23 protein-coding genes are annotated in these 24,314 nt (G+C 64.7%); 7 read left to right on the forward strand and 16 right to left on the reverse strand.

All coding sequences use genetic code 11. The features are described 5' to 3' along the window. Positions 1-52 precede the first annotated feature (52 nt). The 3 genes from htpX to GC088_RS11785 form a co-directional block, all read right to left on the reverse strand. The gene (htpX, locus tag GC088_RS11775) at positions 53-931 is read right to left on the reverse strand and encodes a zinc metalloprotease HtpX (protein WP_323959185.1); all 879 of its coding nucleotides are present in this window, start codon (positions 929-931) and stop codon (positions 53-55) included. 72 nt (positions 932-1,003) lie between these two features. Beyond that, positions 1,004-1,651 carry a 4a-hydroxytetrahydrobiopterin dehydratase gene (locus GC088_RS11780; protein WP_323959186.1) on the reverse strand — a complete coding sequence of 216 codons (648 nt, stop codon included), beginning with the start codon at positions 1,649-1,651 and terminating at the stop codon, positions 1,004-1,006. Positions 1,652-1,732: 81 nt separating this feature from the next. Beyond that, entirely contained in the window at positions 1,733-3,004 is a 1,272-nt protein-coding gene (locus tag GC088_RS11785) for an MFS transporter (RefSeq protein WP_323959187.1), read from the reverse strand. Between the two features lie 153 nt (positions 3,005-3,157). Here GC088_RS11785 and GC088_RS11790 point away from each other — a divergent pair, with 153 nt between their 5' ends. Beyond that, positions 3,158-3,898 (forward strand): MBL fold metallo-hydrolase, encoded by a 741-nt coding sequence (locus tag GC088_RS11790; protein ID WP_323959188.1) that lies wholly within the window; start codon positions 3,158-3,160, stop codon positions 3,896-3,898. Between the two features lie 5 nt (positions 3,899-3,903). Here the strand turns inward: GC088_RS11790 and GC088_RS11795 are convergent, their stop codons facing one another. Both GC088_RS11795 and GC088_RS11800 read right to left on the reverse strand, forming a co-directional pair. Then, a complete protein-coding gene (locus tag GC088_RS11795) occupies positions 3,904-4,584 on the reverse strand; it encodes an esterase/lipase family protein (protein WP_323959189.1) in 681 nt (226 codons plus the stop codon). Beyond that, positions 4,571-5,326 carry an alpha/beta fold hydrolase gene (locus tag GC088_RS11800; protein ID WP_323959190.1) on the reverse strand — a complete coding sequence of 252 codons (756 nt, stop codon included), beginning with the start codon at positions 5,324-5,326 and terminating at the stop codon, positions 4,571-4,573. Before GC088_RS11800 ends, GC088_RS11795 begins: the two co-directional genes overlap by 14 nt. A gap of 129 nt (positions 5,327-5,455) precedes the next feature. Here GC088_RS11800 and GC088_RS11805 point away from each other — a divergent pair, with 129 nt between their 5' ends. Both GC088_RS11805 and GC088_RS11810 read left to right on the forward strand, forming a co-directional pair. Beyond that, positions 5,456-5,929 carry a Fur family transcriptional regulator gene (locus GC088_RS11805; protein WP_323959191.1) on the forward strand — a complete coding sequence of 158 codons (474 nt, stop codon included), beginning with the start codon at positions 5,456-5,458 and terminating at the stop codon, positions 5,927-5,929. A gap of 33 nt (positions 5,930-5,962) precedes the next feature. Beyond that, on the forward strand, positions 5,963-7,453 hold the full coding sequence (locus GC088_RS11810) for a catalase (protein WP_323962047.1): 1,491 nt from the start codon (positions 5,963-5,965) through the stop codon (positions 7,451-7,453). 101 nt (positions 7,454-7,554) lie between these two features. On the opposite strand, the gene GC088_RS11815 is transcribed toward GC088_RS11810, so the two are convergent. From GC088_RS11815 to GC088_RS11840, 6 genes are all read right to left on the reverse strand, one after another. Then, positions 7,555-8,160, reverse strand: a complete 606-nt coding sequence (locus GC088_RS11815; RefSeq protein WP_323959192.1) for a TetR/AcrR family transcriptional regulator — start codon at positions 8,158-8,160, stop codon at positions 7,555-7,557. Positions 8,161-8,202: 42 nt separating this feature from the next. After that, the gene (locus tag GC088_RS11820) at positions 8,203-9,714 is read right to left on the reverse strand and encodes an amino acid permease (protein WP_323959193.1); all 1,512 of its coding nucleotides are present in this window, start codon (positions 9,712-9,714) and stop codon (positions 8,203-8,205) included. Between the two features lie 111 nt (positions 9,715-9,825). Beyond that, positions 9,826-12,378: an MMPL family transporter gene (locus tag GC088_RS11825; RefSeq protein WP_323959194.1), complete on the reverse strand. Its 2,553-nt coding sequence runs from the start codon at positions 12,376-12,378 to the stop codon at positions 9,826-9,828. A gap of 18 nt (positions 12,379-12,396) precedes the next feature. Further along, positions 12,397-13,011: a TetR/AcrR family transcriptional regulator gene (locus tag GC088_RS11830; RefSeq protein WP_323959195.1), complete on the reverse strand. Its 615-nt coding sequence runs from the start codon at positions 13,009-13,011 to the stop codon at positions 12,397-12,399. Positions 13,012-13,068: 57 nt separating this feature from the next. Then, complete coding sequence (locus GC088_RS11835; RefSeq protein ID WP_323959196.1) at positions 13,069-13,470, reverse strand: VOC family protein; 402 nt, start codon at positions 13,468-13,470, stop codon at positions 13,069-13,071. Next, the gene (locus GC088_RS11840) at positions 13,467-13,748 is read right to left on the reverse strand and encodes an ArsR/SmtB family transcription factor (protein ID WP_323959197.1); all 282 of its coding nucleotides are present in this window, start codon (positions 13,746-13,748) and stop codon (positions 13,467-13,469) included. Before GC088_RS11840 ends, GC088_RS11835 begins: the two co-directional genes overlap by 4 nt. A gap of 95 nt (positions 13,749-13,843) precedes the next feature. Between GC088_RS11840 and GC088_RS11845 the strand changes: the two genes are divergently transcribed. Then, positions 13,844-14,782 (forward strand): arsenic resistance protein, encoded by a 939-nt coding sequence (locus GC088_RS11845; RefSeq protein ID WP_323962049.1) that lies wholly within the window; start codon positions 13,844-13,846, stop codon positions 14,780-14,782. Between the two features lie 19 nt (positions 14,783-14,801). Here the strand turns inward: GC088_RS11845 and GC088_RS11850 are convergent, their stop codons facing one another. Together GC088_RS11850 and GC088_RS11855 are read right to left on the reverse strand one after the other, a co-directional pair. Further along, a complete protein-coding gene (locus tag GC088_RS11850) occupies positions 14,802-15,956 on the reverse strand; it encodes an FAD-dependent oxidoreductase (RefSeq protein ID WP_323959198.1) in 1,155 nt (384 codons plus the stop codon). 70 nt (positions 15,957-16,026) lie between these two features. After that, complete coding sequence (locus GC088_RS11855; protein WP_323959199.1) at positions 16,027-17,514, reverse strand: FAD-dependent oxidoreductase; 1,488 nt, start codon at positions 17,512-17,514, stop codon at positions 16,027-16,029. Positions 17,515-17,658: 144 nt separating this feature from the next. Between GC088_RS11855 and rarD the strand changes: the two genes are divergently transcribed. Next, positions 17,659-18,624: an EamA family transporter RarD gene (gene rarD, locus GC088_RS11860; protein ID WP_323959200.1), complete on the forward strand. Its 966-nt coding sequence runs from the start codon at positions 17,659-17,661 to the stop codon at positions 18,622-18,624. 91 nt (positions 18,625-18,715) lie between these two features. On the opposite strand, the gene GC088_RS11865 is transcribed toward rarD, so the two are convergent. Further along, entirely contained in the window at positions 18,716-20,257 is a 1,542-nt protein-coding gene (locus GC088_RS11865) for an APC family permease (protein ID WP_323959201.1), read from the reverse strand. Positions 20,258-20,471: 214 nt separating this feature from the next. Between GC088_RS11865 and GC088_RS11870 the strand changes: the two genes are divergently transcribed. Both GC088_RS11870 and GC088_RS11875 read left to right on the forward strand, forming a co-directional pair. Continuing rightward, positions 20,472-21,074: a hypothetical protein gene (locus tag GC088_RS11870; RefSeq protein ID WP_323959202.1), complete on the forward strand. Its 603-nt coding sequence runs from the start codon at positions 20,472-20,474 to the stop codon at positions 21,072-21,074. 2 nt (positions 21,075-21,076) lie between these two features. Then, positions 21,077-21,310 (forward strand): helix-turn-helix domain-containing protein, encoded by a 234-nt coding sequence (locus GC088_RS11875; RefSeq protein WP_323959203.1) that lies wholly within the window; start codon positions 21,077-21,079, stop codon positions 21,308-21,310. 67 nt (positions 21,311-21,377) lie between these two features. On the opposite strand, the gene gabT is transcribed toward GC088_RS11875, so the two are convergent. Then, positions 21,378-22,745 (reverse strand): 4-aminobutyrate--2-oxoglutarate transaminase, encoded by a 1,368-nt coding sequence (gene gabT / locus GC088_RS11880; protein WP_323959204.1) that lies wholly within the window; start codon positions 22,743-22,745, stop codon positions 21,378-21,380. Between the two features lie 28 nt (positions 22,746-22,773). Further along, the gene (locus GC088_RS11885) at positions 22,774-24,204 is read right to left on the reverse strand and encodes an aminobutyraldehyde dehydrogenase (protein ID WP_323959205.1); all 1,431 of its coding nucleotides are present in this window, start codon (positions 24,202-24,204) and stop codon (positions 22,774-22,776) included. Positions 24,205-24,314: the final 110 nt, after the last annotated feature.

Consider the following 24,314-nt stretch of genomic DNA (forward strand, 5'->3'; position numbering starts at 1 on the left):
AATCCCACTGAAGCGGCGCACTCAGCGGCCCACACAACGACCGGATGGAGCGTCAGGCCAGCGGACGGCCTGCCATCCCCTCGAGGCGCGCAATGCGCTGGGCCATCGGCGGGTGGGACGCGAACATCCGCTGCACACCGCCGCCGCGGAACGGATTCGCGATCATCAGGTGTGAGGTGTTCACCAGCTGCTGGCTCTGCGGAAGCGGAGCCTGCTGGGTGCCGCGCTCCAGCTTCCGTAGCGCAGAGGCGAGGGCCAGAGGGTCGCCGGTGAGGCGGGCGCCGTCCTCGTCAGCGTCGTACTCACGGGTGCGTCCGATCGCCATCTGGATCAGCCCGGCCGCCAGCGGAGCAAGAAAGGCGAGCAGCAGCGCAGCGATCGGGTTGCCGCCAGAGTTGCGGTTGCCGCCCATCATGCCCGTAAAGGCGAACATCTGCGCCACCGAGGTGATGACACCGGCGACGGCGGCCGCGATGGACCCGGTGAGGATGTCGCGGTTGTAGACGTGCATCAATTCGTGCCCGAGGACACCGCGCAGCTCCCGCTCATTCAGGATCTGCAGGATGCCCTGGGTGCAGCAAACTGCGGCGTTCTCGGGGTTGCGTCCGGTTGCGAAGGCGTTGGGTGCCAGGGTGGGCGAGACGTAGAGCCGGGGCATCGGCTTGCCGGCCTTCGCGCTCAGCTCGCGGACAATCCGGTACATGGCCGGCGCCTGCTGCTCGGTGACCGGCACGGCCTTCATGCTTCGGATGGCGAGCTTGTCGCTGTTCCAGTAGCTGTAGGCAACCGAACCCACACCGATCAGCGCAAAGATCCAGAGAAACGCCGAACTGCGGGTTGCCGAGGCGATAACCGCACCGAAAATCAGGAAGATCCCCATAAGGGAACCGAAGAGCAGGGCCGTCTTGGCCCCGTTGAAGTGGTTGTGCACCTGTTCTCCTTGTTGGCTTACCTACCAGTACAACGGCGCTGCCCCGCGCGCTGTTCCGTGGGAACAGCCGCGTCAGCGGTCAAGGGCAGTGCACACGCAGGCGCGATTCCCCTCGCCGTCGACCAGCACCGTGAACGACGGCGCCCGGGAGTCGTCGACGACGGTGCCCCCCGCTGCCACGGCGGCAGCGATCCGTGCTTCCGCCTGATCGTGCGGCACCCACACGTCGAGATGGAACCGCTGGCGCGGCGTCTCGTGTGCGTCGGTCTGCTGGAACCACAACAGCGGGACTCTTCCGGAGGGGTCGGTGACGTCGTCGCCGGAAACGTTGTCGGCGTCGCCCGTCAGCAGGGCTGCCCAGAACGGCCCCGCCGCGGCCACCTGCGCCGTGTCGAGTGCCAGTTCCACTTCGGCGAGCGCCTTAGGCTGGGCGGTGAGGCCCTGTTCCTGAGCGATGGCGCTGATGGACCGTGCGAGCTTCACGTCCCGCTCGGTAAGAGCCCCGACATCGTGGCTGATCAGCTTGAGGTCAACATATGGATAGGTCAGCGTTACATCCGGATGATGATTGGCGGTTTCGGCCGCTTCGCTGACTGCGGTCAGGAATCGCATTCCGGCGTTGAAGCTGCCGGTGCGGTATCGCGCGTGGATGCCCTGCGCGAGCTGCCGCCAGTCGTCGAGGCCTGCTTCAAGGATCTGCGTGCTGGTGAGCTTGTCCATGACCCCAGTATGTCCCTAGCTGCCCGCCGAGGTCAGCGCCCGGCGCGGCTCAATGGTTGCGGCCTCGAGCGTCATCAGACCTCAGGGCTCCGGATGCCGTGAGTCGTACTGTCCGAAGCGGGGCTGAAGTCGGGCCAGCAGCAGCACGAGCAGCATGCAGACCATGCCTCCCCACAGCGCGGTCCAGCCCTCGCCGATCCACTCGGCGAATCCGCCGCCCACCAGCTCGCCCAGCCTGGGTCCGCCCGCGACGACGACGATGAACACTCCCTGCAATCGTCCCCGCATGGCATCGGGCGTGGCTGACTGCAGGATGGTGCTGCGGAAGACTCCGCTGATCGAATCCGACACCCCGGCCAGCAGCAGGCAGGCGGCCGCCGGGATAATCCAGGGACTCATTGCGCCGTCGGACGATTGTCCGGCCAGAATCACCACCAGACCGAATCCGCTGATCGAGGCGCCCCAGCCTACGACGGCCCACTGAACCGCCCGACCCTGCCGGTTCACATGACCGAGCGGGCCGGAGAAAAGACCCGACAGGACAGCGCCGAAGGCTGTGGCGGCAAGCAGGATCCCGACGGTCAGCTCGCCTCCTCCGATGAATGCTGCACCAACGGCGGGAAGCAGCACACGCGGCTGCGCCATCACCATGGCGGCCAGATCGATCAGGAAGGTCATGCGGACGTTGGGCCTCGTCCCCAGATAGCGGAAGCCTTCAAGAACGGTGCCGAGGCCCGCGCGGCGGACCGGCCCTTCCGGCGGCATCGCCGGCAGCCGAAACAGCGCCCACAGCGCTGCGGTGAATGTGACGACGTCGATCGTGTAGGTCCAGCCGTAGCCCACCTGGGCAACCAGGAGACCCGCCAGCATGGGACCCACCGTGAAGGCGAGCCCGAAGGTGATCATGGACAGCGCGTTGGCCGCGGGCAGCAGCTCCGGGCGCACCAGCCGGGGAATGATCGCGGTCCGTGTGGGCTGGTTGATGCCGGCGAAGCCGCTGTGCACGGCGATGAGGCCATAGAGGAGCCATACGTTGTCCGCTCCAGTCCACGCCTGCAGCGCGATGCCGATTGTCGAAGCCCACAGCCCGACGGCGGAGAGCAGGGCTACCCGGCGTCTGTCGTGGGCATCGGCCACCGCCCCGCCATACAGTCCTGCGAAGATCAGGGGGACCAGCGCAAACAGCCCGATCAGGCCTACGTTGAAGCTGGAGCCGGTGATGTCGTACACCTGCAGACTGACGGCGACCAGCGTCAGGTTGGTGCCGATTGCCGACAGTGCCGTGCCGAAGTACATCCTGCGGAAGGCCGGGCTCTCCTTCAGTGGAGTGATGTCGGCGAGGAGTCTGGGCACCGGGTAATCTTACCGGCCAAGCGGTTACCTGCAGCAACAACCTGCCTGCCATTCGGGCACCCGCAAAATGATCAGGCGGCTGACTTTCCCCGCCCAAATCACTATGGTTGCAATCAGCCTCACCTGTCTCCGAGAAGCTCCCGAGGAATCACCATGCTGACCCGCGAAGTCGCCGAAGGAATCCACTGGCTGGAACACGCCCACGTCAACGTCTACTTCGTCGAGCAGGACGGACGGGTGATGATTGTCGACGCCGGCCTGCCCGGCATCTGGCCTCGGATCCGCACCGCACTCAAGGAGCTGGGCTTCGACCATTCGGTTGTAGCCCTTGTGCTGACGCACGGACATTTCGACCATGTGGGGGTGGCTGCCAAACTGCGCAGCCGTTTCCGGGTGCCGATCCTGGTTCACCCCGATGACGCCTACATCGCCGCCCACCCCTACCGCTACAAGCACGAACTGAACAGACTGGCGGTTCCACTGCAGCACCCGGCCAGCCTGCCCATCCTCGGACGAATGACGCTCGCCGGGGCGCTGGCGGTCCGCGGCGTTACCGACACACTGCCGCTGCTACCCGGGATGGCATCCAACCTGCCGGGGACACCGGAGGTGCTGCACGTCCCCGGGCACACCGCGGGTCATGTTGCACTGCACTTCCCGGACCGCCGGACGCTCATTGTTGGAGATGCCCTGGTGACACTTAATCCCTACACGGGCATCAAGGGGCCGCAGATCGTGTCGGGAGCAGCGACGGCAGACTCACCCCAGGCAATGGCATCGCTCGACCAGTTGGCCGGACTTCAGGCGGACAGGATGCTGACCGGACATGGTGAACCCTGGCTCTCCAGTCCCGCCGAGGCTGTAGCGATCGCAAAGCGGATCGGCCCCTCCTAGCGGGCTCAGGCGCTCGGTGAAGCCTCCAGCGCGGCGTCGATCGCCGCCAGCAGCCGGTCGTCGCCGAGAATCCGGAAGTGACCCATCACGTCCAGCTGCACGTTTCTGGCGCCGACCAGTTCGCTGCCGCCGGGGATATGGGGGTCGAACGTCCCGTAGATCGACGTGATGCGCGAGTTCAGGGCGAGATTGGCGCGCAACGCATTCAACGTCCGGTTCCGCGGCGAGAACGCTCGGAGGCTGGGCAGCAGGGCGAACATCGCATAAACCGAGCCCGAGAACGGTGAGTTGACGGCGATGAGCTGGTGCACTCGTGGGGCTGACTCCGGAAGCGTCATGACGTACTTTCCGATCAGCCCGCCCTTGCTATGAGCCAGGAGCACCACGTTGCGGAGGTCGCGTTCGCGCAGGTACTGCGCCACCAGTTCCGCCATCGCCGGAACGCTGCCACGGTTGTATCCGAGCGCGGTCACCGCATGTACGGGATGCCCGCGCTCGTGAAGGTAGGACGCCACGGGGTGCATGAACTGCCAGGGCTCATAAATCCCGGGCAGGAGGATCACCGGCGCGCGGTCTCCGGAGAGCTGGCGCTCAGCGTCACCACGGAAGATGAAGCCCCGAACCTGCCAGTAGGCAACGTACGCGTAATCGAGAGCCCAGGCACCGCCGCGTCTAAGCAGCTGCATGGGGGTCTCCCGCCAGGAATCCTCGGGCAGTTTCCTCGGGGCGGCCATACATCAGCACATGCGGGACATTCGGCACTTCGACGACTCTGGCACCACGGTTGGTTTCAGCCAGCCGCCGGAGCCAGTCGGCGGGCACGATTGGATCCCGTTCGCCGCGCATCAGGACCACGGGACAGGACACTTCCGGCAGGACATCCTCAATGCGATGGTTGATCATCGCCGGAAGGGTCCGCAGGTATGGAACCAGGGAGCGTACGTAGTCGGTGAAAACCATCATGTTCACTGCCGGGGGTTCCCGAAGGGTGTCCTGAGCCAGCCGGAGGGCCTGCATCGCCGCTGAGCGCTCCCGGTTGTTCACCGTGGGTCCCAGCAGCACCAGCTTGTGCACCAGCTCCGGTGCGCGCGCGGCCGCTTCAGCCGCTACCTGGCAGCCCATTGAGTGCCCAACGAGCACGACACCGGACAGCCCAAGTCCGTGCAGCGCGGCCACCACAACCTGTCCCAGCTCCGGCACCGAAAGCGCACGGCGCGGGGACGGCGCGAGGCCGAACCCCGGCAGCTCGATTGCATAGACCGCATTGTTGCGGGACAGTTCCGCGGCGAGGGGCTGGAAGTACCTTGCGGACACACCGATGCCGTGGACCAGCACCACAGGCTGGCCACCGGATCCGGCAGTCCGCACAGTCACCACACAGTTCCCAGCACGCTCCTCGCGTACCTCTTCCCACGGGGCGCGACCCATTCACAACACCTCTCCGGCTCCTGCGCCATTGAACTTCACATCGATCCGTGCTCTACACCAATTTGTCCAGACTAGCCCCTTAGTCTCGCCTTATTATGAATTACTCAAAATAACTGGTTGACTGTTCCCATGACTCAGCTTCCCCCCGCCCAGGAGATGTGGGCTGCGCCCCTCCGCACGGCGGGACGCAGGGTGACAAAGCAGCGATTGGCCGTGCTCGCCGCCGTCGAGCGCCTCCCCCACTCAACCGCCGACGACGTCGTCACGGCAGTGCGTGCCGAACTCGCCGACATCAGCGTGCAGTCGGTTTACGTCGTCCTGTCCGACCTCACTGCCAGCGGGCTGCTGCGCCGGATTGAGCCGCCTTCCTCTCCTGCGCGGTACGAAACGCGGGTGAACGACAACCACCACCACGCTATCTGCACCGGGTGCGGCCGAATCGAGGACGTGGACTGTGCTGTAGGCCATGCGCCCTGCCTCACGCCGCACTGGTCACCCGGGTCGAAGCAGATGACCATCCAGATTGCCGATGTTGTCTACCAGGGCCTCTGCAATGGTTGCCGTGAGGCGGCCCTCGAACACTCCCCCGAACTTCCCGACTAACTCGATAAACACCACCAAGAAGGAGAACGCATGATTGCCAACTTCAGCACCACCCAGTCGGGTGCACCGGTTGTTGACGACAGCAACTCGTCAGCACTGGGCCGCGACGGCGCCATTCCCCTGACCGACCACTACCTGGTCGAGAAGCTTGCCCAGTTCAACCGTGAGCGCGTCCCCGAGCGCGTTGTGCACGCAAAGGGCGGCGGAGCCTTCGGCGTTTTCGAGACTACCGAGGACGTCAGCAAGTACACCAAGGCTGCGCTGTTCCAGCCGGGCGTGAAGACCGAAACCCTCCTACGTTTCTCCTCCGTGGCCGGCGAGCAGGGCTCCCCCGATACCTGGCGCGACCCCCGCGGATTCGCCCTGAAGTTCTACACCAGCGAGGGCAACTACGATCTCGTGGGCAACAACACCCCGGTGTTCTTCATCCGCGACGGCATCAAGTTCCCGGACTTCATCCACTCGCAGAAGCGCCTCCCCGGCTCCAACCTGCGCGACGCAGACATGCAGTGGGACTTCTGGACCCTGTCCCCCGAGTCGGCCCACCAGGTCACCTGGCTCATGGGCGACCGCGGCCTGCCCGCTTCATGGCGCACCATGAACGGCTACGGCTCGCACACCTTCATGTGGATCAACGCGGCCGGCGAGAAGTTCTGGGTTAAGTACCACTTCAAGTCCAACCAGGGCCATGAGACGCTCACCGTCGATGAGGCCGAGGCGCTGGCAGGCTCGGACGCCGACCACCACATCCGCGACCTGTACGAGAACATCGAGCAGGGCAACTTCCCGAGCTGGGACCTCAAGGTCCAGGTCATGCCTTATGACGACGCGAAGAACTACCGCTTCAACCCGTTCGACCTCACCAAGGTCTGGCCGCACGGCGACTACCCGCTGATCCCGGTCGGCAAGCTGACCCTGAACCGCAACCCGGAGAACTACTTCGCGCAGATCGAGCAGGCAACGTTCGCGCCGTCGAACTTTGTCCCCGGTATCGCGGCTTCCCCGGACCGCATGCTGCAGGCGCGCATCTTCTCCTACGCGGATGCACACCGCTACCGTGTGGGCACCAACCACGCGCAGCTGCCGGTGAACGCCCCGAAGAACGACGTGCGGAACTACTCCAAGGACGGCGCCGCCCGCTTCTTCTTCAACTCTCCGCAGACCCCGGTCTACGCGCCTAACTCCGTGGGCGGACCTGCCGCTGATCCGGCACAGTACGGACCGCACGGCGGTTGGGAGAACGACGGCGACCTGGTACGCGCCGCTCACAGCCTCCACGCTGAGGACGACGACTTCGGCCAGGCCGGCACGCTGTACCGCGAGGTGTTCGACGAGACGCAGAAGGCACGCTTCCTCGAGACCATCACCGGTGCCGTAGGCGGCGTCACCATCGCGGACATCCGCGAGCGCGCAATCCAGTACTGGACCAACGTCGACGCCGATCTTGGCGCCAAGCTGCGCGCCAACCTGGGCGCCGGCGGCGGCACTGCCGACACCCCGGCAGAGGCTGCGAACAAGTTCTAGCGCACTCAGCCACAGCACAATGAAGGGCGGGCCCATCTGGGCCCGCCCTTTTTGTTGTCCATCGACCGGTCGGAATTGACGCCTTCCTCGACCGGAACCCGTTATTCCTGCCCGGTGGATGCGCTCACAGCGGTGGTGATCAGCTGCAGGAACTGGTCAACCAGCATGTCCAGGGCCTTGCCGACCGCCTCCGGGTCATGGTTCAGGACGTAGTCGTACTGGAGCCCGTATAGGCCGGCACTGAATACCCGGGATGCCGTTTCCGCCCGGTCCCGAGCCATGCCCTGGCTTATCAGCCAGTCGGTGGTGAACGAGTACCAGTACTGGAATTTTTCCACTGCGCTGCCGCGAGGGTGCGGACTGGCGGCGTCCTGCACTGCTGCCTCGAATTCGAGCCGCTGCAGGTTGCGGTTACGGTCTGCCAGCAGCCACTTCCAGGACTCGAGTATCCAGTTCCGGAACTCCTCCCGGGAGAGTTCCGCAGGGTTCCCGAGCTTCAGGGTGTCGTGGCGCGCCTCAATGTGCCTGACGATCTCATTGACGAGTTCCTCACGGTTGCCGAAGTGATACACCAGAACGTAACTGCTGATGCCCAGGCCGTCGGCCAGCGTTCGGAAACTCAGGCTCGCGAAGGTCTTGTCGAGCAGGTAGTCGACAATCTGATCAAGCAGTTCGTTCTTACGTTCCGGTTTGGGAGGGCGCGCCATGGCTGAATCTTACCCGCCGGTAGCGCGCCCTCCCTGCTGGGGTTACCGTACGCCCCGAGCCGCATCCTCCCGCTCAGGCTCCGCGGAGCCTTCTACTGCCAACCGCGAATGGGTCCGGCCGTAGGCGAAGTAGATGGCAAAGCCCACCACTAGCCAGATACCGAAGAACACCCAGGTCACTGTGGCGAGGTTCAGCATGAGGTACAGGCAGAGGATCGCGGACAGCACCGGAAGGATGCTGCCGAACGGAACCCGGAAGGACGGAGTAAGGTCCGGCCGCTTCCTGCGCAGCACGAGAATGCCGATGCTGACGGCAACGAAGGCGGAGAGCGTACCGATGTTGATCATTTCGGCGAGCAGCTCCACCTCGGTAAAACCGGCCAGGAGGGCAACGACGACGCCGCACAGGATCTGGGTGCGTGCCGGGGTGCTGTGCTTGTCGGAGGTGCGGCTCAGGTTCCGCGGCAGAAGGCCGTCCCGGCTCATGGCGAAGACTACGCGCGCCAGGCCCATGAGCAGCACCATGATGACGGTGGTGAGCCCGATCAGGCTTCCCACCGAGATGATGCCGGCAGCCCAATCGGCCCCCACGAGCTGGAACGCGGTGGCAAGCGAGGGATTCTCGGAGGCTGCGAGGTCGCGGTACGAGACCATGCCGGTCACGGCGAGGGTGACCAGGATGTACAGCACGGTGACCAGCGCCAGTCCGCCGAAGATACCGCGCGGCAGGGTCTTCTGGGGGTTCTTGACCTCCTCGGCCGAGGTTGCCACGACGTCGAAGCCGATGAAGGCGAAGAACACCAGGGCCGCACCCGAGATGATGCCGGTGAAGCCGTAGACGGCGGGGTTGGCACCGCTGAGGAAGGACAGGAACGGCTGGGTGGTCCAGCCGCCCTCAAGCTCCGCCGGGGGCTGCGAAGCCGGGACGAACGGGCTGTAGTTCTCACCGTTGACGTAGAAGAAGCCGGCGACGATCACAAACAGGACGATCGCGATCTTGATGATGGTGAAGATGTTGTTGACGCGCGCGGAGAGCTTTGTTCCGAGCACCAGGATCAGGGTGAAGATGGCCACGATGATCAGCGGGCCCCAGTAGACGGTGATCCCCAGAACGTTGATCTGCGACGGAACGTCGAGGTTCAGGACGGCGAAGAGGTCGCTGAGGTACACGCCCCAGAACTTCGCGATGACGGCGCCGGCCATCAGCAGTTCCAGGATCAGGTTCCAGCCGATAATCCAGGCAAGCAACTCGCCCATCGTCGCGTAGGTGAACACGTACGCGCTTCCCGCCACGGGAAGAGCGGTGGCGAATTCGGCGTAGCACATGATGGCCAGGGCGCAGGTGATGGCAGCCAGTACGAACGAGACTGTCACGGCTGGACCGGCGTTGAAGGCGGCGGCCTGCGCGCCCACGGAGAAGATGCCGGCGCCGACTGCTACGGCGACGCCCATGATCATGAGGTCCCAGGTGCTTAGTGACCGCTTGAGTGTGCGGCCCTTCTCACCCGAATCTGCGATCGATTGTTCGATCGACTTGGTACGGAAAAGATTCACGGAAAGAGTGTCCTTCATGAGGAAAATTGACCGCTCAATCCTAGTGATGCAAGACGAAAGGCCCGCATTGGTCTCACTATTCGAGACCGATGCGGGCCTTGCGCCCTGAGGCTACTTCCCGGCGCGCACGGGCTCGGATGTCCGGAGTTCCTGGGCGTCGCCGGCGGCGGTGAGACGTGCGCCTTCCACGTCCACATCCGGCAGGATTCGATCCAGCCACTTGGGCAGCCACCAGGCGGCCCGGCCCAGCAGGTGCATAGCTGCCGGGATGAGGGTCATGCGGACCACGAAGGCGTCGAGCAGGACACCGAACGCGAGCCCGAAGCCGATCGGTCGGACCATGGTCAGGTGGGAGAAGACGAAACCGGCGAATACCGAGACCATGATGATCGCGGCGGCTGTCACGACGCGTGCGCCGTGGCTGAAGCCCACTCGAACGGCTTCCTTCGCCGGACGTCCATGGACGAAGGACTCCCGCATGCCGGAGACCAGGAACATCTGGTAGTCCATCGCCAGGCCGAACAGTACGCCGATCAGGATGATGGGCAGGAAGCTCAGGATGGGACCGGGGTTGTTCACACCGAAGACATCCCCGAACCAGCCCCACTGGTAGATGGCAACCGTTGCACCGAAGCTGGCCAGGAGCGAGAGCAGGAACCCTGCCGTGGCGATCAGCGGAACCAGGATTGAACGGAAGACCAGCAGCAGCAGGATCAGCGACAGCCCGACGACGATGCCCAGGTAGAGCGGCATCGCCTCCATGAGCTTGGCGGATACGTCGATGTTCGCGGCCGTCTGGCCGGTCACCGACACTGTGACACCCGTTGCGTCCTCGATGGAGGCCGCCTCCGCACGCAGGTCACGCACCAGGTTCTCGGTGCTCTCACTCGCCGGCCCCTCCTCCGGGAGGACCTGGTAAATCGCGGTGCGTCCGTCGTCGCTCATGCCCGCGGGCACCGCTGCGGCGACGTCGTCGACGGCGGCAAGTGCGTCGGCAACGTCAAGCTGGAGGTCAGTGCGTTCGCCCTCGTCGTCGATTTCGGGCATTTCGCCCACCACAAGGAGCGGACCGTTAGTGCCCTCGCCGAACTCCTCCCCCACGATGCTGTAAGCCCGGTAGGCGGTAGAGTCGGCCGGTTCGGAACCGCCGTCGGGCAGTCCGACGCGCAGGTCCATTGCGGGCAGCGCAAGCACAGCCAGTGCGACGACGCCGCCAAGGACGGTGAGGACGGGCCGGCGGGTGACCGCGCCGCCCCAGCCCCGTCCGGCTGCGTAGGAATCGTCGGCAGTGTGCTCTGCGGCTTCCTGCGCTCCCGCCCCTTCCGCTTCCGCCTTCTGCCAGCGGCGCTTCGAGATGACCCGCCGGCCCATCAATCCGAGCAGTGCCGGGGTCAGGGTCAGGGCGACGAGCACGGCGACGGCGACGGTCCCGGCTGCAGACATGCCCAGGATGGTGAGGAACGGCAGGCCCGGAACGGCCAGCGCCGCGAGCGCAATGATGACCGTGATGCCGGCGAAGAGGACGGCGTTTCCGGCGGTGCCGGTGGCACGGGCAATCGACTCCTGCATCGGCATCCCGCGCAGCAGCTGCGTGCGGTGGCGGTTGACGATGAACAGCGAGTAGTCGATTCCGACGGCGAGGCCCAGCATCAGCGCGAGGACCGGCGAGATGGAGCTCATCTGGATCACACCGGTGAGGGCGAAGGTGATGCCGACGCCCACTCCCACGCCGACAATGGCCATGAGCAGCGGCAGCCCCGCAGCAATGAGGGTGCCGAGCATGACGATCAGGACCAGTGCGGCAACCGCCAGGCCAATGACCTCTGCCGGACCGAAGATCTCGGATATGTCAGAGACGATTTCCTTGCTGTACTCGACGTTGACGCCGGTTTCCGCTGCGGGGTCAGCGGCTTCCTGGACGCCTTCGCGGGTTTCGGGAGTGATTGCGTCGACGGACGAGGTGAACTGCACGCTTGCGACGGCGGTGCTTTCGTCGTCGGACACGAACTGCACGCCGGAGGACGCTTCAAGCTGGCGCTCGCCGCGGTCGAGATCGGCGCGCCCGGCTTCGAGCTCTGCCTGTCCCTCCGCGATCTGCTCGCGCTGGGCATCGATCTCGGCCTGGGCGGCGTCAAGCTGGGCCTCGGTCGCCTCTGCCTGGGGTCCGGGCAGGAACTGCCGGGCCGCCTCGAACTGGGCGCGCTGCTCATCGAGCTGTGCCTGTCCCTGCTCAAGCTGGGCCTCGCCGTCGCTGAGCTGCTGCGCACCGGCGTCGAGCTCGTCACGGCCGCTCTGCAGTTCCTCGCGGCTGTCGGCAAGCTGTTGGGCCGTGGCGAAGGGGTTGATCACCGCTTCGACGCCCTCAAGCTCGGCCACATCCTCGAGGGCGGAGCTGACGGCGTCGCGCTGTTCCTCGGTGAAGGCGCCGTCCGGGTTCTGGAAGACGATGGTGCCCATTCCGCCCACGGCGTCGGGCATGTCTTCCTTCAGCTGGTCGAGGACCCGCTGGGATTCGGTGCCCGGGATGGTGAAGTTGTTGCTCAGGGTGCCGGAGAAGGCGACGGCGGAGCTTCCCACGGCGACCATGATGGCCAGCCAGGCAGACACTACCCACCAGCGGCGGCGATAGGCGAAGGAACCAAGTCGGTACAGGAGAAATGCCATGGTGATGTTCGTCCCGGGCTAGAGGGTTGGATGTGAGAAGCCGTCGCGCATCATGGTCAGCGTGGCGACGATGTGATTTTCGAGGATGTTTGCGGAGGTCTCGTCGGGGTGGTCGCTGGCGGCCCATTCACGCATGGCCGCCTTCGCGCAGGACAGCAGCGATCCGACAAGCGCGTGGATGTAGAGAGCTGAAGCTTCTCCCTGCAGCCGGTCTTCGACGGCGGCGATGATGCGTGCTTCTGCCCGCTCCCAGGCGAGCAGCTGGGTCCCCAGCAGGTCAGGGTTGTTGGCAGCCATGCGGAAAAGGTCGCCGCAGTCCTTGAGATTCTCGGCCTTGGTGGTGGCAGCGAGGGCGGCGATCATCGCGTCCAGGATCGGTTCGTCTCTTGGCCGCGCAGCAAGTTCGGCGGCAGCCCGATCGAGGAAGGCTTCGGTCGAAACGCTGAGCGCCTCTTCAGGGCTGTGGAAGTAGTTGAAGAAGGTGCGCCGGGAGATGTTGGCGCGTTCGGCTATCTGCTCGGCGGTGAAAGCACCGAGCCCCTCCGAACGCGCCAGGTCAAGAGCGGCTTGAGCGATGGCGCGTCGGGTATCACGCTTGTTCTGCTCTCGACGGCTCGTCAACTGTTGAGTCACATATTTACACTACGTGCAATTTTGCACGCAGTGCAATGATCGGCCGCGTTGCGTCGCTCACATAGGAGCCGTGTCCTTCAGCTCGACGAGCTGGATAAGGTTTCCGCACGTGTCATCAAGAACGGCGACGACTGCAGTGCCGATGTCCATGGGCTGCTGGGTGAAGACGACACCGAGCCCGGTCAGCCGGTCATATTCGGCTGCAAGGTCGTTCACTGCGAACTGCGCCAGGGGAATGCCGTCCTCAACCAAAGCATCGCGGTAGGGCTTCACCGCCGGGTGGCCCGCCGGTTCCAGGAGTAGCTCAGGACCTTCCGGCGCTTCGGGTGATACGACGGTGAGCCAGAAGTCATCCCCAAGAGGGATGTCATGGCGCTTCTCGAAACCCAGCACGTTGGTATAGAAGTCCAGGGCTGCGCGCTGGTCGTCGACGAAAACACTGGTGAGGGCGATTCTCATGGGAGGTTCCTTTCGATGGGCCAGCGACGAGCAATGCCAGCAATGGGTTCTGGGTTGAAGTAATGGAGCTTGGAGCGCCCACGGCGTTCGGTGGTGACCAGTCCGGCCGCCTCGAGCACAGCGAGATGCTGCGAGATGGCCTGGCGCGTGCTGGTGATGCCATGGCGCATGGTCAGCACGGTGCAAATCTCGAACAGCGTCCGCCCGTCCCGCGCGGCGAGCTCATCAAGGACGAGGCGCCGTGTCTCGTCGTCGAGCGCCCGGAACACGTCTGTCATGCCTCTCATGATAGGCAAGTACACACTTGCATATCAAGAGGTCTATGGAGCGGCAATAGGCTTGGCGGGTGCAGATTCAGCAGCTGGTTGAGACTATGGAGCGGCGGCAGATTGCGCTTTACCTGCTGGCATTGGCCTGCGGAGCTGCTCTCGGAGCAATCTTCCCCGCCCTATCGGGGCCCTTCGAGTCTTCAATCAATACGGTGTTGGGTCTGCTGCTCTTCGCGACCTTCCTCGGGATTCCCTTCGGGAACATGGGCCGCTCCGTGAAGGACTGGCGATTCATGGGAGCGATCCTGACGCTGAACTTCCTGCTTGTGCCGCTCGTGGTGTTCGGGCTGTCGCGGTTTGTGGCGGATAACCAGGCCCTGTTGATCGGTGTGCTGCTGGTGCTGCTGACTCCCTGCGTTGACTATGTGATTGTCTTCTCGGGCCTGGCCGGAGGCGCGAGCGACCGGCTCCTGGCCGCTGCTCCGATCCTGATGCTCGCGCAGATGGCGCTGCTCCCGCTCTACCTGCTGCTGTTTGCGGGCCAGGGCGTCGTTTCCGAGATCGAGCCCGGCCCGTTCCTCGAAGCGCTGCTCGTTCTGATCGTTCTTCCACTCATCCTCGCGGCGCTGACCCAGAAGTGGGCCGGGCGGGCGGTTGCGGGACGTACCGTGATGACGATCATGCAGGGAGCCATGGTTCCGCTGATGATGGCCACGCTCGCCGTCGTCGTCGGCTCCCAGATCGCCCGTGTAGGGCAGGACATCACTTCCCTACTGGCGGTGATTCCGCTGTACGCGGCGTTCCTCGTGATCATGGTTCCGCTCGGCCTGGCCGTTGCGCGGATGGCGAAGTTGAACCCGCCGTCCAGCACTGCGGTGATCTTCAGCGGGGGGACGCGTAACTCACTGGTGGTGCTCCCGTTGGCTCTGGCGCTGCCGGAAACCCTGTCCCTGGTCGCGCTGGTCGTGATGACGCAGACCCTCGTGGAACTGATTGGCATGCTGGCCTACGTCCGGTTCATTCCGCGCCTTATGGCTCGCTGACCCTTCCGTACCAGAGCACCTACCGGATGGGCACGGCCTTGCCCGCCAGCGAATTTCCGATCGCACGGTTCACCACCGGGAGACCCGACAGAGCCAGCATCACCCGGCGCAGCACCAGTTCAGCGTTCGACGACGGCAGGAACCACCGCGCCGCACGCCGGCCCGTCTCCTGCCTGTCCCGGACAACAGGCATCCACTCGCGTTGGTACGCTTCGCACCCCTCGGGGATTGAGGAAGCCTCTGCGAGGTGGGTGGCCAGGACGCGCGCACCTGCGACGGCGAGCGAAGCGCCCTGCCCTGCGAGCAGCGAAACAGCCTGGCATGCATCACCCACCAGGACAACCCGCCCGCTGTGCCAGCGGTCCAGGTGAACCTGGGCAACGACGTCGTAATAGAGATCCTCCGGCGCCCGGGCGAGCGCGCGCGGTGCCAGCCACCCGGCCCCGGCGAATTCCCACTGCAGGGCCGCCCTGCGATCCACGGGCAGGATCGGCGACGGGTCCCGGTGCACCAGGAAGGCCGCCACCCGATTGTCCCTCAACCCGTACAAGCCGAGCTGGCGGTTCTTGGTATCCGTGAGGGCAAAGCGGCCGCCGACCTGCTCGGCGATTCCGGGATCACTGAACATGTAGGCGGCCGTGTGGAAGCCCAGGTAGCGGATGAACCGGACCTCAGGCCCGAACACCGCCTCCCGCACGGCCGAATGGATACCGTCCGCGCCCACCAGCAGGTCGGCCTCGACAACGGAGCCGTCGGACGCAGCGACGCGCACGCCGTCGGGCCCGTTCTCCACCCCCTGCAGGGCAGTGCCATACGCGAGCCGAACGGATGGGGGCAGGATCTGCCGAAGAACGGCCTCCAGGTCCGGCCGCATGATGCTGAGCAGCCTGCCGTCCACCAGGTCCGCGAAGCGCTTGAAACTCAGCTTGCCCGTGACGCGGCCTGCGGAATCGAGGTAGGTTGCCTCCTCAATGGGATACGCACAGGCAAGCAGGGCCGGCAGGATCCCCATGTTCTCCGCGGCGTCATACCCCGGCCCGAAGAAGTCCATCATGTAGCCGCTTGTACGCGGGCCGTCGCTTCTCTCGAGGACGGTGATGTCCCAGCCTGCACGGGCGAGGTCACCCGCAGTGGCAAGACCGGCGATCCCGGCGCCGACGACGATGGCCTTCACGGTTCAATCCTTCCCGATCTTCCGCACGGGAAACAGAGGGACATCGGGTGCCGGATCGAACTGCGGGACGCTACTCCCCGCGGGAGATCGCGATCATCTCCTCACGTGGCACAAGCTTCACGCGCTCGCGGATCAGGTCCGGCAGACTGCCGTCCCCGTGGACGTAGTTAGCGCCGAGCTTGAGCTCATGGGCATCCAGCTTCAGCCAGCCCTCCCACGTGGTGTAGCGGACGCCGCGCTCCTCGAGGAGGTTGATGATGGCGTCTTCATCCGGGTGTTCGGCCGGCGGCAGGTTCAACCGGTCCTCCAGCAGGAACCCGATGGTCTCGAGCGCGTCACCCTTGGTGTGGCCGATCAAGCCGACGGGACCACGCTTGATCCAACCGGTGCAGTAGATTCCGGGCACCGGGTTGCCGGATTCGTCGATGACCCGCCCACCCTCGTTGGGGATGACGCCGGCGCGATCGTCATAGCCGACCTCGGGCAGCTCCGAGCCGAAGTAGCCGATCGCCCGGTAGACGGCCTGAACCGGGTAGTCGAGGAACTCTCCAGTGCCCTCCACGGAGCCGGCACCGTTGAGCCGGGTCCGCTCGAAGCGGATGTTGGCCACCTTGCCGGGTGTCTCCGGCGAATCGGTGATCTCGACCGGGCTGTGGAGGAAGTGGAGGTGGAGGCGGCGGGATGCCGTGAACTCGGACGGATCCTCGGGCTGCTCAACCAGCCAGTTGGTTAGGGTCTTGACCATGGTCTTGGTCTGGTTGTTGCTGGCGATCTGCTGCTCGGAAGCCTCGTCGAAGTCGAAGTCCTCCGGGTACAGCACGATGTCGACGTCACGGGAGTGCGAGAGCTCGCGCAGCTCAAGCGGCGTGAACTTCACCTGAGCGGGACCGCGGCGGCCGAAGACATGCACGTCGGTGACGGGTGAGCGCTTCAGCGCTTCGTAAACGTTCTGGGGAATTTCCGTGACCAGCAGGTCATCGGCATGCTTGGACAGGACCCGCGCAATGTCCAGTGCGACGTTGCCATTGCCGATGACAGCGATCTCCCGGGCGTCCAGGGGCCAGTCGCGGTCCACGTCGGGGTGGCCGTCGTACCAGGAGACAAAGTCCGCGCCGCCAAAGGAGCCTTCGAGCTCGATGCCGGGAATGTTGAGGTCGGCGTCCTTCACCGCACCGGTGGCGAAGATGACCGCATCGTAGAAGGTGCGGAAGTCCGACAGCGTCAGGTCGCGTCCGTAGTTCACGTTTCCAAGGAAACGGATATCACCTCGGTCCAGCACCTTGTGCAGGGCAGTGACAATGCCCTTGATACGCGGGTGGTCGGGTGCAACGCCGTAGCGGATCAGGCCGTAGGGCGCTGGGTACTGGTCAAAGAGGTCGATCGAGACCTCGAAGTCCCCGCCCTGCACCTCCTGCGACTTGGTCAGGATGTCTGCGGCATAGACACCGGCCGGGCCTGCGCCGATGATGGCGACCCGAAGCGGACGGGCCGACGTCGTGCTGGACACTGATGCGCCTTCTTCCCTATGGATAAGCGTGCGGACTTGATGTACGCGCATTAGCGCACAATTTACTATTCTAAATCCCTCTGCTTCGCGCGTCGAAAAGCAGTGGTGCCGCTCACTGAACCGGGTGGGATGAAATTGGAGAACAGGAGGAACGGAAGGAGGAATAGGAACCGCCCTGCATCAGTTGGCAAGCTTGTGAGCCGTACCCGCGTCGATGTCCCCCGCCCCGCCCGCAGCGAAAACGCGACCGGGATCCTGTTCGGTGTCGGGGCGTACGGCCTGTGGGGATTACTCCCCCTCTACTTCCTGATCCTGCTGCCTGCCACGGCCGTGGAGATCGTTGCCAACCGGGTGCTGTGGTCGCTGATTTTCTGTGCCCTGCTGCTCACCGCCCTGCGCTCGTGGAAGTCCGTCCGCGCCGCTCTCGCGAAACCGAAGGTGCTAGGGACCCTGACCGTCGCCGCCCTCCTGATCGCCATCAACTGGTTCGTGTACACCTACGGCGTCACCAACGGCCACGCTATCGAGGCGTCGCTCGGCTACTTCATCAATCCGATCGTTTCGGTGTTGCTTGGCGTACTTGTTCTCCGCGAACGGCTTCGCGCGCTGCAGTGGGCCGCCGTCGCGCTGGGACTGGTCGCCGTCGTCGTACTGGCTGTGGGGTACGGCAATGTGCCGTGGATTGCCCTGGCACTCGCGTTCTCATTCGGTTTCTATGGCTTCGTGAAGAAGCGCATCGGCCCAAGCGTGGACGCCGTGGCGAGCCTCAGCATCGAGACGGCAGTCCTGACGCCGATTGCTGCCGCAGTGATGATCTGGCTGACCCTCTCGGGCGGAGCGACCCTCCTGACCGAGGGACCCGCACACTTCTGGATCATGGCTGCCTCCGGCGTGATCACCGCTGTTCCCCTGATCTTCTTCGGCGCAGCTGCGCGCCGGCTGCCGCTGACGACCGTCGGAATGCTGCAGTACCTCGCACCGGTCCTGCAGTTCATCCTCGCGCTCACGGTGTTCCGCGAGGAGATGCCGCTCGAGCGCTGGATTGGGTTTGGGTTGGTGTGGGTGGGCCTCGCGCTCCTCACCGTGGACATGGTCTGGACGGTACGGAAGAACGCGAAGCCCCGCGGGCGCCAACTGCAGGAGCAGCCGGCCAACGCCTGAACGACTGTCTAAAATAACGACGGCGGCCGTCACCTTCGCGCTCGAAGGTGACGGCCGCCGTCGTTATTCCCTGCGTACCTGCCTATTTTGTCTATTCAGCGATTTCCAGCGCAGGGGTGTCGTTGCGCAGTGTCTCGCCCCGGAAGAAGCCGGGATGCGTGCGCCGCACCAGGAGCATCACGAGGATGCCCAGCGCGATGATGCCGACGCCGATCACGAACACCAGACCCACTCCGAAGACCTCCGAACCGCTGCCGAAGGCCGGGTCCCAGCTGTCGACGGCGGTCTGCAGGAAAACGATCACCAGGCCGACGCCGCCGAGCAGCGGGGCGAGGAACCGGAAGACGAAGTTCCGCGCGGAGGTGAAAGCCGTGCGGCGGAAGTACCAGACGCAAGCCAGCGCGGTCAGGCCGTAGTAGAAGCAGATCATCAGGCCGAGGGCCATGATCGTGTCGTTCAGGACGTTGTCGCTGATGATCCGCATCAACGAGTAGAAGCCGGCCGAGATAACGCCGGCCACCACCGTGGCGAAGACCGGGGAGCGGAACTTGGGGTGCACCGACCCGAACTTCTCCGGCAGGGCCTTGTAGTAGCCCATGGCCAGCAGACTTCGTGCAGGCGACAGGAAGGTCGACTGCAGGGATGCGGCGCAGCTGGACAGGACTGCGAGCGAGAGCAGGATGGCGAAGGGGCCCATCACCGGTGCAGCGAGCGCTGCGAACACGTTCTCGGAGATGTCCGCATTGTTCAGGCCGAGGCCCTCTGTTCCGACGCCGGCAAACATCACCGTGGCGATTGCACCCAGCAGGTAGATTCCAAGCACAACGAGGGCGGTGACCGCGGCGGCGGCACCGGCGGTCCGCTTGCCGTTCCGGGATTCCTCGCTGACGGTGAGGCAGACGTCCCAACCCCAGAAGGCGAAGATGGAGAGGGACAGGCCCAGCGCGAAGGACGAGAAGCTGTCAATGGCGAACGGGTTGAACCAGTCCCAGCTGAATGCGATGGAGCCGATTGCGGCACCCTGGCTGATCCGGGCGAAGGCAGCAATGACAAACCAGGCCAGCACGGCCACCTGAAGCCCCACCAGAACGTACTGGACCGCCTTGGTGGTCTTGACGCCACGGCAGGAAACCCAGACTGCGGCACCCACGAACACCAGGCAGGTCAAGATATTGAGCCAGCGGACGCCAGCCAGATCTGCGATGGACTCCTGGCCGGTGAGCTGGGCGAGGAAGAGATAGAAGAAGTCGACGGCGACGCCTGCCAGGTTGGACAGGACAATGATGTTCGCGGCCAGGAGGCCCCATCCGCCGATCCAGCCGATGTAGGGACCGAACGCCTTGGTCACCCAGGTGAACGTGGTTCCGCTGTCGGGGGTGTCGGCGTTCAACTCGCGGTAGCCGAGTGCCACAAGGAACATCGGGATGAACCCGACGATGAAAATGGCCGGCAGATACACGCCGATGCTCTGCACGGTGGGGCCTAGCGTGCTGGTTAGCACGTAGGCGGGAGCGATGGTGGAGATACCGATGACAACCAAGGCGAGCAGCCCAAGCTGCCCCGCCTTCAGTCCTTTGCCGGAGAGCCGGCCGGTGCCGTCTGCGGCGCCGCTTCGCACTTCCGTAGTGCTCATGGGGGTCCTTACCTAGATGTAGGGCTGCATGATCGCGGCGCGGGAGCAGGTGGACCACTGTCACCGAGATCACATCTAAAACGAATTGCGTTCGTTTAGTATGGGCCCCCTTCGACCGGAATGCAACAGGAGTCTCATTCTTTATCGACATCGTTTGCTTAACGAATATCGTTATTAAGGAAGTTCAATAACACCGGCGAAAGGACTGGTTTGAATGGGAAATCTACTGAAGCACGCCGACCGTGGCGCCGCTCTGGGAATTGCGATCATCCTCGCTCTTGTTGCCGGCACGATCTCCGTAGCTGTCGCCCTCAAGGTCATCGAGCCCGGCCCCACAACTATGAGTGTTCCGCTCAACAACCTGCAGCCACCCGCGCTGGAACCCGTTCCGGGCGTCGAGGCAGCCTCCTTCTCCACAGCGGAGGTTACGCTGAGCACCCTGACCACTGCTGAAAGCTGGTTATTGGGCGCCGCAACGGCGTTGGGGTTCCTGGCCGCCATCATTGCCGTGGGCACCGCCGCGTGGCTGGGGTGGCGGATCTTCCGACGGACGCCGTTCACGCGCCGCCTGCCGCTCCTCATCGCACTCTCCGGTATTGCCATCATGGTCAGCGGTACGGTGGGTTCCCTGCTGCATGCTTTCGGCGTGCATGCCGTGCTCGACAGGATCGACCTGTTGCCAGCTGATAGGGACGGCACAATCTTCCTCATGGAACTCGATCTCACCCCGCTCGCGGCCGGCCTGGCTGTAGCGCTGGTTGCCGGAGCCTTCGAAACCGGTTACCGGCTGAAGAGGGACACGGACGGGCTGGTCTAGGAATGGCAGGCAAGGAAATCGAGGACACGGGAATCCATTGCCGCCTCGATGAACTGCTCGCCGCCCGCGGGATGACGTTGACCGAGCTCGGACGGCGCGTGGACATGAGCATCGTGAACCTGTCGATCCTCAAGAACGACAGGGCGCGGGCCATCCGGTTCTCCACACTGCGCGCGATCTGCGAGGTGCTCGGGTGCGAGGTGGGCGACCTGCTTGAGGTGCGTAAGAAGGGCTAGACGTACGACGGCGGCCTGCCGGGATCCCCGGCAGACCGCCGTCGTTGTAATTGATGCGGGCGAAGGATTACTTCACGGCGCGGATAGCGGCCTCGAGCACGTCGAGGCCGTCGTTCAGGAGCTCCTCGCCGATGACCAGCGGAGGCAGCAGGCGGACCACGTTGCCGTAGGTGCCACAGGTGAGGATGATGACGCCTTCCTGGAGGCAGGCGGCGGCGATTGCCTTGGTGGCTACCGCGTTGGGCTCTTTGGTGCCGGGCTGGACGAATTCGACGGCGAGCATTCCGCCGCGGCCGCGCACCTCGCCGATGATTCCGGTTTCCTCCTGCAGGGCCTTGAGCCGGCCGACCACGATCTCCTCGATCCGGCGGGCGCGGCCCGAAAGGTCCTGCTGCTCCATCGTCTCGATAGCAGCAAGGGCAGCGGCGCAGGCCACCGGGTTTCCGCCGTAGGTTCCGCCCAGACCACCCGGGTGGACGGCATCGAGCAGGTCAGCCCGTCCCGTCACTGCCGAAAGCGGCATACCTCCGGCAATGCCCTTGGCCATGGTGATGAGGTCGGGCACGACGCCCTCGTGGTTCACGGCGAACCACTCGCCGGTGCGGCAGAAGCCTGACTGGACCTCGTCGGCGATGAACACGATGCCCTTTTCCTTCGCCCAGGCGGACAGCGCCGGCAGGAATCCGTCAGCGGGAACAATGAAGCCGCCCTCGCCCTGTACCGGCTCGATGATGATCGCTGCCAGCGATTCGGCCCCAATTTGCTTCTCCATCATGGTGATGGCGCGCTTGGCTGCTTCCTCGCCCGTGATCGAGGGGTTTTCCTCCCGGAAGGGGTAGCTCATGGGCAGCCGGTAGACCTCGGGTGCGAAGGGGCCGAATGTCCCGTCCGGACCCGCCTTGTAGGGCAGCGACTTTGCGGTCAGCGCCATGGTGAGGTTGGTGCGGCCGTGGTACGCGTGGTCGAACGCGGCAACAGCGGACCGGCCGGTTGCCAGGCGCGCGATCTTGATTGCGTTCTCCACGGCTTCCGCGCCGGAGTTGAAGAGCACGGTGCGCTTCTCGAAATCGCCCGGGGTCAGCTCGGCGAGCTTCTCGGCGACGGCGATGTAGCCCTCGTAGGGGGTGACCATGAAGCAGGTGTGCGTGAAGTGCTCAACCTGATCCTTCACAGCGCCGACGACGGCGGGATCGGACGCACCGACGCTGGTCACCGCGATGCCGGAGCCGAAGTCGATGAAGGAGTTGCCGTCGACATCGTGCACGATGCCGCCGTCGGCGTCGGCAACGTACACCGGCACGCCTGAGGAGACGCCCTTGGCGACGACGGCGGAGCGTCGCGCGTTGAGTGCGGTGGATTTGGGCCCGGGGAAGTCGCCCGTGATACGGCGCTTCTGCTCAAGCCGGAACTGCGGCTGGATTGCCTGTGTTGTCATGGGATGTCCTTTCTGGTGAGCGGCGGAACTAGGCGTCCAGGGCGCTCATGACGTGCTTGATGCGGGTGTAGTCCTCCACCCCGTACATGGAGAGATCCTTGCCGTAGCCGGAGCTCTTGAACCCGCCGTGCGGCATTTCGGCGGTGAGGAGGATGTGGGTGTTGATCCAGACGGCGCCGAAGTCCAGGTCACGGGACAGGCGCATGGCGGTGCCGTGGTCGGTGGTCCAGACGCTGGAGGCTAGCGCGTACTCGACATCGTTGGCCATCTCAAGTGCTTCGTCCTCGGTGGTGAACTTCTGCACGGTGATGATTGGGCCGAAGGTTTCCTTCTGCACGATGTCGTCGGTCTGCTGCGCGCCGGTGATGATGGTGGCCTCGTAGAAGTAGCCCTTGTCACCGGAGCGCTTGCCGCCGATGGCGACGGAGCAGTGCGACGGCAACGCGTCCATGACCGCGTTCACGGCATTGAAATGGTTGATGTTGTTCAGCGGACCGAAGTAGTTTTTCGAGTCGTCGGGATCACCGGTGGTAAGGGTCTTGGTGTGTTCCACCATGGCGGCCACGAGGTCGTCGTGCGCCGAATCCTGAACCAGCACGCGGGTGATCGCGGTGCAGTCCTGGCCTGCGTTGAAGAAGGCGAACTCCGCGATCGCGGCGGCCGTCCTCTTTAGGTCGGCGTCTGCGAAGACGATTGCGGGCGCCTTGCCGCCCAGCTCGAGGTGGGCCCGCTTGAGGCCCTTCGCCGCGCCTGTCGCGACGGCGATGCCGGCCCGAACTGAACCGGTGATGGAAACCATCGCCGGTGTCTTGTGCTCCACCATGGCGGCACCGGTTTCGCCGTTGCCAAGGACCACGTTCAGCACGCCGTCGGGCAGGATGCCCTGGGTGAGCCTCGCGAGCACGAGCGTGGATTCCGGCGTGGTGTCGCTGGGCTTGAGCACCACGGTGTTTCCTGCGGCAAGCGCAGGGCCGATCTTCCAGATCGCCATCATGAAGGGGTAGTTCCAGGGGGTCACCTGCGCGACGACGCCCACGGGCTCCCGGCGTACGTAGGAGGTGTGGCCTTCGAAGTATTCCCCTGCAGACTTGCCCTCGAGCAGCCGTGCAGCTCCGGCGAAGAAACGCATCTGGTCGGCGCCGACGGCGATCTCCTCGGCCGCGATCATCCCCTTGACCTGCCCGGTGTTGCGGTGTTGCGCCTCCACCAGTTCCTCGCTGTTGGCCTCGATGGCGTCGGCAAGCTTGAGCAGCATGAGCTGGCGCTGCCCCGGTGTCACGCTCTTCCATGAGGCGAACGCAGTTTTGGCAGCGGCCATTGCGGCGTCGATGTCCGCCTGCACGGAGACCGGCGACTTCGCCACGACCTCCCCGTTGGTGGGGTTGACGATGTCCAGCAGTTCCGTTCCGCTGGGCGTGACGAACTGACCGTTGATGAAGTTCTGCAGCGTAGCGACCACAGCTCTCGTCCCTTCTCGATTGAATCCACGCTGACACTACGTGGTGCCCACCACCCCGCCTAGGTTCCTTCGCACAAGGGTTCATCCGAAGTGTCATGCGATTGCACAAG

The organism is Arthrobacter sp. JZ12 (genome assembly GCF_035189165.1).
Taxonomy (GTDB): domain Bacteria; phylum Actinomycetota; class Actinomycetes; order Actinomycetales; family Micrococcaceae; genus Arthrobacter_D.